Source organism: Paraburkholderia caffeinilytica, from assembly GCF_003368325.1.
Classification (GTDB): Bacteria; Pseudomonadota; Gammaproteobacteria; order Burkholderiales; family Burkholderiaceae; genus Paraburkholderia; species Paraburkholderia caffeinilytica.
Genome location: NZ_CP031467.1, coordinates 1118057 through 1130610, shown reverse-complemented (window position 1 = coordinate 1130610; position 12554 = coordinate 1118057). Strand labels below are relative to the sequence as shown.

At 63.1% G+C, this 12554-nt stretch carries 11 protein-coding genes; 8 read left to right on the top strand and 3 right to left on the bottom strand.

Annotation, left to right across the window (positions count from 1 at the left end):
• Positions 1-101: 101 nt before the first annotated feature.
• The gene (gene mltB, locus DSC91_RS21040; RefSeq protein WP_229758040.1) at positions 102-1286 is read right to left on the bottom strand and encodes a lytic murein transglycosylase B; all 1185 of its coding nucleotides are present in this window, start codon (positions 1284-1286) and stop codon (positions 102-104) included.
• Positions 1287-1529: 243 nt separating this feature from the next.
• Here mltB and DSC91_RS21035 point away from each other — a divergent pair, with 243 nt between their 5' ends.
• Both DSC91_RS21035 and DSC91_RS21030 read left to right on the top strand, forming a co-directional pair.
• On the top strand, positions 1530-2453 hold the full coding sequence (locus tag DSC91_RS21035; RefSeq protein ID WP_115780692.1) for a histone deacetylase family protein: 924 nt from the start codon (positions 1530-1532) through the stop codon (positions 2451-2453).
• Positions 2454-2516: 63 nt separating this feature from the next.
• Complete coding sequence (locus tag DSC91_RS21030) at positions 2517-3317, top strand: enoyl-CoA hydratase (protein ID WP_115780691.1); 801 nt, start codon at positions 2517-2519, stop codon at positions 3315-3317.
• A gap of 147 nt (positions 3318-3464) precedes the next feature.
• Here the strand turns inward: DSC91_RS21030 and DSC91_RS21025 are convergent, their stop codons facing one another.
• Positions 3465-4379 (bottom strand): alpha/beta hydrolase, encoded by a 915-nt coding sequence (locus DSC91_RS21025; RefSeq protein ID WP_115780690.1) that lies wholly within the window; start codon positions 4377-4379, stop codon positions 3465-3467.
• 251 nt (positions 4380-4630) lie between these two features.
• Here DSC91_RS21025 and DSC91_RS21020 point away from each other — a divergent pair, with 251 nt between their 5' ends.
• The 6 genes from DSC91_RS21020 to DSC91_RS20995 all read left to right on the top strand — a co-directional run bounded on the left by DSC91_RS21020 (position 4631) and on the right by DSC91_RS20995 (position 11019).
• Entirely contained in the window at positions 4631-5665 is a 1035-nt protein-coding gene (locus DSC91_RS21020; RefSeq protein WP_115780689.1) for a methionine ABC transporter ATP-binding protein, read from the top strand.
• Positions 5655-6308 carry a methionine ABC transporter permease gene (locus DSC91_RS21015; protein WP_054037200.1) on the top strand — a complete coding sequence of 218 codons (654 nt, stop codon included), beginning with the start codon at positions 5655-5657 and terminating at the stop codon, positions 6306-6308. Before DSC91_RS21020 ends, DSC91_RS21015 begins: the two co-directional genes overlap by 11 nt.
• 47 nt (positions 6309-6355) lie before the next feature.
• Positions 6356-7156, top strand: a complete 801-nt coding sequence (locus DSC91_RS21010; protein ID WP_115780688.1) for a MetQ/NlpA family ABC transporter substrate-binding protein — start codon at positions 6356-6358, stop codon at positions 7154-7156.
• A 250-nt stretch (positions 7157-7406) separates the two neighbouring features.
• Positions 7407-8156: an electron transfer flavoprotein subunit beta/FixA family protein gene (locus DSC91_RS21005; RefSeq protein WP_115780687.1), complete on the top strand. Its 750-nt coding sequence runs from the start codon at positions 7407-7409 to the stop codon at positions 8154-8156.
• Between the two features lie 31 nt (positions 8157-8187).
• On the top strand, positions 8188-9123 hold the full coding sequence (locus DSC91_RS21000; RefSeq protein WP_115783406.1) for an electron transfer flavoprotein subunit alpha/FixB family protein: 936 nt from the start codon (positions 8188-8190) through the stop codon (positions 9121-9123).
• Positions 9124-9228: 105 nt separating this feature from the next.
• The gene (locus DSC91_RS20995; RefSeq protein WP_115780686.1) at positions 9229-11019 is read left to right on the top strand and encodes an acyl-CoA dehydrogenase; all 1791 of its coding nucleotides are present in this window, start codon (positions 9229-9231) and stop codon (positions 11017-11019) included.
• A 169-nt stretch (positions 11020-11188) separates the two neighbouring features.
• Here DSC91_RS20995 and DSC91_RS20990 read toward each other — a convergent pair whose 3' ends face one another.
• Entirely contained in the window at positions 11189-12475 is a 1287-nt protein-coding gene (locus DSC91_RS20990; RefSeq protein ID WP_115780685.1) for a D-amino acid dehydrogenase, read from the bottom strand.
• Between the last annotated feature and the right edge of the window lie 79 nt (positions 12476-12554).

Sequence of the window (12554 nt, the reverse complement as noted above, 5' to 3'; positions counted from 1 at the left end):
GAAAAAGCGCCGGTTAAACCGGCGCTTTTTTGTGTCGCTTGCAACCCGTTCGTGACGCGGCGAGTGTCCGGCAATCGGGTGCCTGACAACTGCCGCTCGGCCTATTGCGAAGCCGCACCCGGCGCCGCCGCATTGCTGCTGGCGTTCGCCGCGTCGCTCGCTTCCATCTGCGCCTTGACCCGCTGGCCCAGTTGATAAACCGCCAGGGCGTAGAAGAAACTGCGGTTATAGCGCGTCAGCACATAGAAGTTCTTCAGGCCCAGCATGTACTCGGTGCCACGTCCCGGCGACGGCAGATCCACCACCGTCACAGGCGTGCCGGCTTCCGACGCGATATCGACGCCCGGTTCGCTCAGCAGCAGTCCGGCACGGAGCAATTGATCCAGCGGCCAATGCGGTTCCGGCTTGCCGTCGGCCGCCGCTTGCGCCACGCCCAGGCTGCCGGCGTCCGTGCCGATCTTCCATACCACCGGCCGGCCGTTTTCCCAGCCGTTCTGGCGCAGATAGTTCGCCACGCTGCCGATCGCATCCGCCTGGCTCGTGCGCAGATCGATCTGCTTGTTGCCGTCATAGCTCACCGCGTATTGCACGATGCTGCTTGGCAGGAACTGCGGAATGCCGATCGCGCCGGTGTAGGAACCGAGCACGGTGGTCGGATCGATCTGCGAATCGCGCGTCCACACCAGGTAGTCTTCGAGATTCTTGCGGAAGGTTGCCTGGCGATCCGCGCGATTGGCGGTGTTCGGGTAGTCGAAGCTGAGCGTGGTCAGCGCGTCGAGCACGCGGAAGTTGCCCATGAAGCGCCCATAGATCGTCTCCACGCCGATGATGCCCACGATCACTTCCGGCGGCACGCCGAACTCTTCATAAGCACGTTGCAGCGTGGCCTGGTTGGCGCGCCAGAAGCGCACGCCGGCGTTGATGCGCACCGGGTCGAGAAAGCGCGATTGATACACGCGCCAGTTCTTGATCGACGGCGAGGGCGACGGCGTGACGAGCTTGACCGCGGTAGCCGAATAGCTCACGCGCGCGAAGAGGGCGTGCAAGGCGGCCTCGTCGAAGTCATAGCGCGCGGACATGTCGGCGATGAACGCGTCGACATTCGGGTTATTCGCGTAGCGCTGCGGAATGATCTCTTCTTCGAAGGTCTGCCCTTGTGGCACCGCCGGTTGTGGCTGGCCTTGCGCGAGCAGTACTGGCGGCTTCGCGGCGCTTTGCGCCATCGCCGGACTGGTTGCCATGAACATGCACGATGCGACGGACAGTGCGGCGGTTGCGGTCTTCATGCGTAGCCGGTTTCGTGCAGACAGAGCAAGCTTGACGGTCATAGTGAGCTGGGGGCGCAGTGCGAAAGAGACAGGGGAAAACGGATCGGGGCAGTATACCCGACGCCCTCTGCAAATCTGTGCCCGGCGCGTCACAGTCGCATGGTGTGGTAACTTGGCAAATGTTGGCGCGCCCAGTGCGCGCGCCCATGGACGGAGACACGCCGCGCGGGCTGAAGAAGCGCCGCGCCGCAGATGAGAATCATGGCAACAGGCTTTTATTCCCACGCCGATTGTTTGCTGCACGATATGGGGCAATGGCATCCCGAATGCCCGGCGCGCCTGCAGGCAATCGAAGATCAATTGATCGCGAGCCGCATCGACTCGCTGATCGAGCGCGAATCGCCGCCGCTCGCCGATGATGCCGCGCTGTTGCGCGTGCATACGCAAGCTCACGTCGATTACATCCGCAGCCGGTCGCCCGCGGAGGGCCTGGCCGAAATCGATCCCGACACGTCGATGAATCCGCACACCTTGCAGGCCGCGTTGCGCGCGGCCGGCGCCGCGGTGGCCGCGACCGACGCCGTGATCGAAGGCCGCCACGACAACGCGTTCTGCAGTGTGCGCCCGCCCGGCCACCATGCCGAGCCGGCACGCGCGATGGGCTTCTGCTTTTTCAACAACGTGGCGATCGCCGCGCGTCATGCGCTCGAGGTGCACGGCATGCAGCGTGTGGCGATCGTCGACTTCGACGTCCATCACGGGAACGGTACTGAAGCGGCTTTTTCGGGCGATTCGCGTGTGCTGATGTGCAGCATCTTCCAGCATCCGTTCTATCCGTTCACCGGCGCAGACAATCAGGCGCCCAACATGTGCAACGTGCCGATGCCGGCGCGCTCGAAAGGCATGGCGGTGCGCGAGGTGGTCGATATGCTCTGGCTGCCGCGCCTGAATGAATTCAAGCCGGAGATGATCTTTATCTCGGCCGGCTTCGACGCGCATCGCGAGGACGACCTCGGCAACATGGGTCTCGTCGAGGACGACTACGCGTGGATCACCGATCAGGTGCGCGAGATCGCGAAGCGCCATGCGCGGGGGCGGATCGTCAGCTGTCTCGAAGGCGGGTACAACCTGTCGGCGCTGGGGCGCAGCGTGGTCGCGCACGTGCGCTCGCTAGCCGGAATCTGAGCTGGCGCGCCACAGGCGTTGCGCGAACGTCGCGAACCGCATGAATTCAACGAGGAGCGAGCCATGAATGCCGAGGTCCGCAGTGCGTCGCTGGTCGAAATCGAACACGACGCGTACGGCGTGGCGGGCGTCGTCCGATTGACGATGAACCGGCCCGATGCCTTCAACGCGCTCTCCGAAGCCCTGCTCGACGAATTGCAGTCGACGCTGACAGCGCTGGCGGAGTCCAACGCGCGGGTGGTGGTGATCGCCGGTGCGGGCCGCGCGTTCTGCGCGGGACACGATCTGAAGGAAATGCGCGCGGCGCCGTCGCTGACTTACTACCAGGCGTTGTTCGCGCGTTGTACGAAACTGATGTTGACGATCCAGCGCTTGCCGCAACCGGTGATCGCGCGCGTGCACGGCATCGCCACGGCAGCAGGCTGTCAGCTGGTCGCGATGTGCGATCTGGCAGTCGCGGCCGATACCGCACGCTTTGCCGTCTCGGGTGTCAACCTGGGTCTTTTCTGCGCGACGCCTTCGGTGCCGCTGTCGCGCAATCTGTCGCGCAAGGCGGCGCTCGAAATGCTGCTCACCGGCGATTTCATCGACGCCGCGCAGGCAAAACAGCAAGGCCTCGTGAATCGCGTGGTTCCGGCGGACGCGCTCGACATGGAGGTCGCGCGGCTCGCGAAAAGCATTTGTGCGAAACCGGTCGAAGCCGTCAGCGCGGGCAAAGGCCTCTTTTACCGCCAGCTCGAAATGGGCATCGAAGCGGCGTATCAGTTGGCCGGTCAGACCATGGCCTGCAACATGATGGACGACTCCGCGCTCGAAGGCGTGCAGGCCTTCATCGACAAACGCGCGCCCGACTGGAAGCGCTAGGCGGGCCGGACCGTTCTTGCCGGAGCCCGCCTCCGCACCCACCCGTCCGGACGCCCGAGTGCCTGCATGCCCCGCAATGCCGAAATCCGGGGCGTCCGCGCGTCAACCCACTCGATGCCTTGTTTGTTTCGAAATGCCGCCCGCCGCTCAGGCTGTGGGCAGCCGTTTCTCGATCCAGTCGATCAGCGCGCCGATTACCCGATCCCGGTCGAGATCGTTCATCGTCTCGTGATAACTGTCCTCGTGCATCGTGAGCGTCTTGTCCGGCGAACCCGCGTGCGCGCCGAAATCACGGCTGCCTTCGGGTTCGGTGAGCTTGTCGGCGGTGCCGTGATACACCAGCAGCGGCACGCGCAGCCCCGCACGGCCGCGTTCGATGCGGGCCATCGCCAGCAACAACTCAGCGCCGGTACGCGCCGGAATCGCGCCGTGATGGACCAGCGGATCGTTGCGATTGGCGTTCACCACGGACTGAAGCCTCGACAGTAAAGCCGCGTCGATTTTCATTGCCGGGAAGGTCGGCCAGATGCGGCTGATCACCTGGCTCACCTTGAGCATCCAGCGCGGCACATCGCGGCCCGGCGCGAGTGCGGGACTCGACAGGATCAGGCCGCTTAGCCGATGCCCACTTGCCTCGAGCCGTTCGATCGCGTAAAGCGCCGCGACCGCGCCGCCCATGCTGTGGCCCATTAGAAACAGCGGTGCACAGCTGGTTGCCGCTTCGTCGAGCAAGGCTTGGGCGTCGAGCAGGTAGTCGTCGAACCGGTTGACCCACACGCGTTTGCCTGGCGCCTGCCCGTGTCCGCGCAAATCGATGGCAACGAGTTCAATACCGGCCGGGTTCAGCCGATCCGCCAGTGCCGCGTAGCGGCCGGCGTGCTCCGCGAGCCCGTGCACCAGCGCGACCGTGCCGCGCCGTGGCGCCGTGGCGGGCCAGCGATACAACGGCAGCTCGACGCCGTCGCCCGTCGTGACCGTCGAGCGCAGCGCGGCGCCGCCTTTCGGGGCGTCCGCAGGGAAGGCCGATGCGGAACGCACATTGCCGGATCGAGTTGTTTCCATGGCGGTTGTTTGTCCTGAACGTGTCCTGATTCTGAATCGCCCGATCATAGTCGCTGCGGGCGAGCGCACGCGAGCATCTCGCACCGGGCGCGCCTCTAATGCTCTATGGTTATGAAAAGATCGTAATTGATTATTAAAGGGAATGACGACGCTGCGGTAGAATTGCGGCCTCAAATCCCAATAAAAGCAACGGCGGCCGCTTGTCGGGAGCGCACAACGCTCGTTGGCAACCTCCGCCGTTTCGTTTTTCCATGATCGAAATACGCAATATCTCTCAGCGCTTCGCCGGACCCCGGGGCTGGGTCGAGGCGCTGCACAACGTCAATCTGTCGATTCCGGCGGGCGAGGTGTTCGGCATCATCGGCCGCAGCGGCGCGGGCAAGAGCACGCTCGTGCGCACGATCAACCTGTTGACGCGTCCGAGCGAAGGCAACATCGTCGTCAACGGCCGCGATCTGACGACGCTGCCCGCCGCACAATTGCGCGAGGCGCGTCGCGAAATCGGCATGATCTTCCAGCACTTCAACCTGCTGTCGTCGCGCACGGTGTACGAGAACGTGGCGTTGCCGCTTGAACTCGCCGGCATGAAGCGCGACGAGATCGAGGCGAATGTGCTGCCGCTGCTTGAACTGGTCGGCCTGTCGGCGCAGAAGGATCGCTATCCGGCGCAGATCAGCGGCGGACAGAAGCAGCGTGTGGGCATCGCGCGTGCGCTGGCAAGCAAGCCGAAGGTGCTGCTCTCCGACGAAGCGACTTCGGCACTCGATCCCGAAACCACGCGCGCGATCCTCGATCTGCTCAAGCGCATCAATCGCGAACTCAACCTGACGATCGTGCTGATCACGCATCAGATGGACGTGATCAAGCAGGTCTGCGACCGCGTCGCGGTGCTGGATGCCGGCCGTGTGGTCGAAGAGGGCAAGGTCATCGACGTGTTCCTGCAGCCGCATCACGAAGTGACGCGCGCGCTGATCGGCGACGTGATCGCGCAGGAGCTGCCGCCCGCGATGAAGGCACGCGTGGCCGAACGCCTGAAGACGGGCCGCGGCCATTTGCTGCGTCTCGCGTTCACCGGTTCGGGGGTCGATCAACCGATCCTGTCGGAAACGATTCGACGCTACGAACTCGACTTCAACATCCTCCACGGCCAGATCGACGAGATTCAGGGGCAGGCATTCGGCTCGCTCGCGGTGCTCGCGGGCGGCGAACCGGCGAAGGTGGCAGGAGCGCTGACGTATCTGCGCGAACAGGGCGTGGTAGTTGAGGAGCTGTCGTATGTTGAGTGAAATGTTCGATATGTTCGTCCAGTCGTTCTGGGAGACGCTCGTGATGGTGGGCATCTCCGGACTGGTCGGCGCAGCGGTCGGTTTGCCGCTCGGCGTGCTGCTGTATCTGACGGACCGTCAGGGCGTGCTGCAGAACATCGCCGTGAATCGCGTGATGGGCGTGATCGTCAACGCGGTGCGTTCCACACCGTTCATCATCTTGCTGGTCGCGGTGATTCCGTTCACTCGCCTCGTGGTGGGTTCGTCGATCGGCACGGCTGCGGCCGTGGTGCCGCTGACAATCGCCGCGGCGCCGTTCATCGCGCGTCTTGTCGAAACGGCTTTGCGTGAGGTCGATCGCGGTCTGATCGAAGCCGCGCAGGCGATGGGCGCAACCACCAGCCAGATCGTCTTCAAGGTGTTGCTGCCGGAGTCGCTGCCGGGCGTGGTCGCCGGGTTGACGATTACCTTCGTGTCGCTGGTCGGCTATTCGGCGATGGCCGGCGCGATCGGCGGTGGCGGGCTCGGCGATCTGGGCATTCGTTACGGGTATCAGCGTTTCTTGCCGGAAGTGATGGTGACGGTCGTGGTGATCCTGATCGTCTTCGTGCAACTGGTGCAGTCGTTCGGGGATTGGCTCGTGCGTCGTTTGAGCCATAAATAAACAAGGGTCATCGGAACCCGCCAGGCAGAATCGAAAAAAGGTCCATCATGCAACGTCGTTTTATTCTCAAGCTGGCCGCCACGCTCGGCGCCGCGTCGCTGTTCGCTGCCGCCACGGCGGCTCACGCCGAAGACACGATCAAGGTCGGCGTCACCGGCGGCCCGCACGCGCAGATCATGGAAGTCGTGAAGACGGTCGCGGCGAAGAACGGTCTGAACATCAAGATCGTCGAGTTCTCCGACTACGTGCAGCCGAACGCGGCGCTTGCCGGCGGCGATCTGGATGCGAACAGCTACCAGCATGACCCGTACTTGCAAGCGCAGGTGAAGGACCGGGGCTACAAGCTGATCCGTGTCGCCGATACGGTCACGTACCCGATGGGCATCTATTCGAAGAAAGTGAAGACGCTGGCTGAGTTGCAGCCGGGCGCGAAGATCGCGGTGCCGAACGATCCGACCAATGGCGGCCGGGCGCTCCTGTTGCTGCAGAAGCAGGGCCTGCTGAAGCTGCGTGCGGACGCAGGTCTCAAGGCGACGCCGCTCGATATCACCGACAACCCGAAGAAGCTGAAGATCGTCGAACTCGACGCCGCGCAGATCCCGCGTTCGCTGAACGACGTGGACGCCGCCGCGATCAATACGAACTTTGCGATGGAGGCGGGTTTGAAGCCCAAGCAGGACGCCATCGCGATCGAAGATCCGAAGGGTCCGTACGTGAACATCATCGCAATCCGCGAAGCTGACAAGAGCAAGCCGTGGGTTGCGAAGCTGGTTGCGGCATACCATTCGCCGGAAGTGAAGCAGTTCGTCGAGAGCAAGTTTGGTGGGGCGGTGATTACCGCCTGGTGATCTGACGGCCGCCTTTTTTGATCGTTTCACATAGCAAAACACGACGGCAATGCAAAATTAGAGTCGTAAGTCTGAACCCGGGGTTGTCTCCCGGGTTTTTTCGAGATTAAAATAGAACGATCGTTCGATATTGCCGTCACGCCGCTGAGGAGCGATATCCTTCTGCTAGAGCGCCCGCGACAAGGCTGCCGTGAGGGCAGTCGCTATAATGTCCGTTGGGTTGACGTATTCGTAACTTTGGAGCGTGTGCATGAAAATCCTGGTGCCAGTCAAGAGAGTGGTCGATTACAACGTGAAGGTCCGGGTCAAGTCGGACGGCACGGGCGTCGACATCGCGAACGTGAAGATGTCGATGAATCCGTTCGACGAAATCGCGGTTGAAGAGGCTGTTCGTCTGCGGGAAGCGGGCGTGGCGACCGAAGTGATCGCCGTGTCCGCCGGTGTGACGCAAGCGCAGGAAACGCTGCGCACGGCGCTCGCGATCGGCGCGGACCGCGCGATCCTGATCGAGTCGGGCGAAGACCTGCAGCCGCTGGCGGTTGCCAAGCTGCTGAAGGCACTCGTCGACAAGGAACAGCCTTCGCTGATCATTCTCGGCAAGCAGGCCATCGACGACGATTCGAACCAGACCGGCCAGATGCTGGCTGCGCTGGCCAACCTGCCGCAAGCCACGTTCGCCTCGAAGGTTGTTGTCGCGGACGGCAAGGCGACGGTGTCGCGCGAAGTGGACGGCGGCGCGGAAACGCTGTCGCTGAGCCTGCCCGCTGTGGTCACCACCGATCTGCGCCTGAACGAGCCGCGCTACGTGACGCTGCCGAACATCATGAAGGCGAAGAAGAAGCCGCTGGAAGTCGTCAAGCCGGAAGACCTCGGCGTTGATGTGACGCCGCGCCTGAAGACGCTGAAAGTCGCCGAGCCGCCGAAGCGCTCCGCCGGTGTGATGGTGCCGGATGTGAAGACGCTGGTCGAGAAGCTGAAGACCGAAGCCAAGGTGCTTTAAGTAAAACGCGGAGACGGACGAAATGACGAATCTGGTTAATCTGGTAATAGCAGAACACGACAACGCGTCGATCAAGGCCGCGACGCTGAACACGATTGCAGCCGCGCAGAAGATCGGTGGCGATATTCACGTGCTGGTGGCAGGTCACAACGCACAGGCCGCAGCGGACGCGGCAGCGAAGATTGCAGGTGTTGCGAAGGTGCTGCTCGCCGATGCGCCGCAACTCGCGGCCGGCCTCGCAGAAAACGTCGAAGCGACGGTGCTCAACATCGCAAAGGACTACACGCACATCCTCGCGCCGGCGACCGCTTACGGCAAGAACATCGCGCCGCGTATCGCCGCGAAGCTCGACGTCGCGCAGATCAGCGACATCACCGCAGTGGACAGCGCAGATACGTTCGAGCGCCCGATCTACGCGGGCAACGCGATAGCAACGGTTCAATCGGCTGACCCGATCAAGGTCATCACAGTCCGCACGACCGGTTTCGATGCAGTCGCAGCCGTTGGCGGCAGCGCAACGGTCGAAAAGATCGAAGCGGCAGCCGACACGGGTCTCTCGCAGTTCGTGAGCCGTGAAGTGACGAAGCTGGACCGTCCGGAGCTGACCTCGGCGAAGATCATCGTTTCCGGCGGCCGCGGTCTGGGCAACGGCGAGAACTACACGCAGGTGCTGGAACCGCTGGCGGACAAGCTGAACGCAGCGCTGGGCGCATCGCGTGCAGCGGTCGATGCGGGCTTCGTGCCGAACGACTATCAGGTTGGCCAGACCGGCAAGATCGTCGCGCCGCAACTGTACGTGGCAGTCGGCATTTCGGGCGCGATCCAGCATCTGGCCGGCATGAAGGACAGCAAGGTGATTGTCGCGATCAACAAGGACCCGGAAGCGCCGATTTTCAGCGTCGCGGATTATGGTCTGGTGGGCGATCTGTTCACGCTTGTGCCGGAGCTGGTTAGCGAGCTCGGCTAACAGCCGCAGCGCCATGTTGTAAAAGGCGTCTGGCAGCAAACAAAGGGCGCGGGACCGATCAAGTCCAGCGCCCTTTTTATATCGACAGGCAGGAGGAGAACTGAAATGAGCTATACGGCGCCCATCAAGGACATGCTGTTCGTGATGAAAGAACTGGCCGGTCTCGAAGACATCGCAACGCTGCCGGGCTTCGAAGACGCAAACCTCGACACGGCTCAGGCCGTGCTCGAAGAATCGGCGAAATTGTGCGGCGAAGTGCTCGCGCCGCTGAACGTCGAAGGCGATCGCAATCCAAGCAGTTGGAAAGACGGCGTGGTCACCGCAACGCCCGGTTTCAAGGACGCATTCCGGCAGTTCGCCGAAGGCGGCTGGCAAGGCGTGCAACATCCGGTCGACTACGAAGGCCAAGGGCTGCCCAAGTTGATCGCCACAGCCTGTATCGAGATGCTGAACGCGTCGAACCTGTCGTTCGCGCTGTGTCCGCTGCTCACCGATGGCGCCATCGAGGCGCTGCTCACGGCGGGCAGCGAAGAGCAGAAGCAAATCTACGTGCCCAAGCTGATTTCCGGCGAGTGGACCGGCACGATGAACCTGACCGAGCCGCAGGCCGGCTCCGATCTCGCGCTGGTGCGCACGCGCGCCGAGCCGCAAGGCGATGGTTCGTTCAAGCTGTTCGGCACCAAGATTTTCATCACGTGGGGCGAGCACGACATGGCGAAGAACATCGCCCATCTCGTGCTGGCGCGCACGCCAGATGCACCGGAGGGCGTGAAGGGCATTTCGCTCTTCATCGTGCCGAAGTTTCTCGTCAACGAAGACGGCTCGCTCGGTGAGCGCAACGATGTGCATTGCGTGTCGATCGAGCACAAGCTTGGCATCAAGGCGAGCCCGACCGCGGTGCTGCAATTCGGCGACCACGGCGGCGCGATCGGTCATCTGATCGGCGAGGAAAATCGCGGCCTCGAATATATGTTCATCATGATGAACGCGGCGCGTTTCGCGGTAGGGATGCAAGGCGTCGGCGTGTCGGATCGCGCATATCAGAAGGCTGTCGCGTACGCGAAGGATCGCGTGCAAAGCCGGCCCGTGGACGGTTCCGCGAAGCAGTCGGTCGCCATCATTCAGCACCCGGACGTGCGCCGCATGCTGTCGACGATGCGCGGCCTCACCGAAGCGTCGCGCGCATTGGCTTATGTCGCCGCGGCGCACTGCGACATCGCGCATCGTCATCCGGATGAAGCAAAACGTGCCGGGCACCAGGCGATCTACGAATACCTCGTGCCGATCGTGAAGGGCTGGAGCACGGAGCTGTCGATCGACGTGACGAGCCTCGGCGTGCAGGTGCACGGCGGCATGGGCTTTATCGAAGAAACCGGCGCCGCGCAGTACTACCGCGACGCGCGCATTCTGCCGATCTACGAAGGAACGACCGCGATCCAGGCCAACGATCTGATCGGCCGCAAGACCGTGCGCGACGGCGGCAAGGTCGCGAAGTCGTTGCTGGCCGGTGTAGCCGAAACGATCGGGGCACTTGGCGCGCAACAAGGCGCAGCGTTCGATTCGATGAAGACGTATCTGACGCAAGGCCATCGCTCGCTGAGCGCGGCGGTCGATTTCGTTGTCACCAACACAAAGGGCGATCCGAACGCGGTGTTCGCCGGCAGCGTGCCGTATCTGAAGCTGGCCGGCGTCGTCCTGGGCGGCTGGCAGATGGCGCGTGCGTTGCTCGTGGCGGCCGAGAAGCGCGCTGAGGATCCCTCGTTCTACGGCGCGAAGATCGCGACCGCACAGTTCTATGCGGAGCATGTGCTGCCGCTGGCTTCGGCGTTCGAAGCGTCGATTGTCAGCGCGAAGGGTGGCGAGAGCGTGCTGGCGTTGTCGGAAGATCAGTTCTGATGTCGTGCTTCTTTCGAGCCATGTAGCGAAAGCTCGTGCGTAAACGACAAACGGCGCCCTGTGAGGCGCCGTTTGTCTTTGTCAGGCCGGTCTGTCCGTGATGATGCGGTGACGAACCGGCGCAACCGCTCGCGAAGCGTTGAAACGTTAGATCTTACGCATCAGCACGTTAAGCATATGCCGGACGATGCGCACCGCCGACCTCGCCGAGATAGCGATGCACCGACAGATCATCCGCCTTGATTGCCGGCTGCTTGCCCGACATGACGTCGGCCAGCAGTTGACCCGAGCCGCACGACATCGTCCAGCCTAGCGTGCCGTGGCCCGTGTTCAGGAACAGGTTCGGCACGGGGGTGCGGCCGACGATCGGCGTGCCGTCCGGCGTCATCGGGCGCAGGCCGGTCCAGAACGTGGCCTTCGACGTATCGCCGCCGCCAGGGAACAGATCGTTCACGCACAGTTCCAGCGTTTCGCGGCGCGCCTCACGCAACGACTTGTCGAAGCCGACGATCTCGGCCATGCCGCCGACGCGAATCCGGTTGTCGAAGCGCGTGATCGCGATCTTGTAGGTCTCGTCGAGCACGGTGGAAATCGGCGCAGCCGCTTCGTTGACGATCGGCGCGGTGATCGAATAACCCTTGAGCGGGTAGACCGGAATCTTCACGAGACCGGACAGGAATTTCGTCGAGTAGGAACCGAGCGCGACGACAAACGAATCCGCGCGCACCAGTTCATCGCCGCATTGGACGCCGGCAATACGGTCGCCGGCCATGGCGAGTGCGTCGATCGGCGTGTTGTAGCGGAACTTGACGCCCAGTTGCTCGGCCAGCGCGGCAAGATGCGTGGTGAACATCTGGCAGTCGCCGGTTTCGTCGCCCGGCAGGCGCAGACCGCCCGTCAGCTTGTGCGAGACGGCGGCGAGCGCCGGTTCGGCTTGCGCGAGTTCGGCCGGCGACAGCAGTTCATACGGCACGTTGGCTTCTCGCAGCACGGCGATGTCTTTTGCGGCGCCGTCGAACTGCTGTTGCGTGCGGAATACCTGCAGCGTGCCGCCGGTGCGGCCTTCGTACTGGATGCCGGTTTCGGCGCGCAGCGCTTGCAAACAGTCGCGGCTGTATTCGGCGAGGCGAACCATGCGGCCCTTGTTCACCGCATAACGCGACGACGTGCAGTTCTGCAGCATCTGCCACATCCATTGCAGCTGGAATTGCGTGCCGTCGAGGCGGATCGCCAGCGGCGCATGCTTCTGGAACATCCATTTGACAGCCTTCAGCGGCACGCCCGGCGCGGCCCACGGCGACGCGTAGCCCGGCGAGATCTGGCCGGCATTGGCAAAGCTGGTTTCGAGCGCCGGGCCGGCCTCGCGATCGATGACGGTCACTTCATGACCGGCGCGCGCCAGGTAATAAGCACTTGTCACTCCGACAACGCCACTGCCCAAGACGACGACTCGCATAGCTGCTCCAGGATATCCAGTAAGAGGTCTGAGGGCGGTGCGCTCGTGGATTCGTTTGAATTCGTTCGATTAACGAGGT

Bases quoted from the DNA above. Each gene is read 5' to 3' on its own strand.
- mltB (WP_229758040.1), bottom strand. From the start codon at position 1,286: ATGAAGACCGCAACCGCCGCACTGTCCGTCGCATCGTGCATGTTCATG.
- DSC91_RS21035 (WP_115780692.1), top strand. From the start codon at position 1,530: ATGGCAACAGGCTTTTATTCCCACGCCGATTGTTTGCTGCACGATATG.
- DSC91_RS21030 (WP_115780691.1), top strand. From the start codon at position 2,517: ATGAATGCCGAGGTCCGCAGTGCGTCGCTGGTCGAAATCGAACACGAC.
- DSC91_RS21025 (WP_115780690.1), bottom strand. From the start codon at position 4,379: ATGGAAACAACTCGATCCGGCAATGTGCGTTCCGCATCGGCCTTCCCT.
- DSC91_RS21020 (WP_115780689.1), top strand. From the start codon at position 4,631: ATGATCGAAATACGCAATATCTCTCAGCGCTTCGCCGGACCCCGGGGC.
- DSC91_RS21015 (WP_054037200.1), top strand. From the start codon at position 5,655: ATGTTGAGTGAAATGTTCGATATGTTCGTCCAGTCGTTCTGGGAGACG.
- DSC91_RS21010 (WP_115780688.1), top strand. From the start codon at position 6,356: ATGCAACGTCGTTTTATTCTCAAGCTGGCCGCCACGCTCGGCGCCGCG.
- DSC91_RS21005 (WP_115780687.1), top strand. From the start codon at position 7,407: ATGAAAATCCTGGTGCCAGTCAAGAGAGTGGTCGATTACAACGTGAAG.
- DSC91_RS20995 (WP_115780686.1), top strand. From the start codon at position 9,229: ATGAGCTATACGGCGCCCATCAAGGACATGCTGTTCGTGATGAAAGAA.
- DSC91_RS20990 (WP_115780685.1), bottom strand. From the start codon at position 12,475: ATGCGAGTCGTCGTCTTGGGCAGTGGCGTTGTCGGAGTGACAAGTGCT.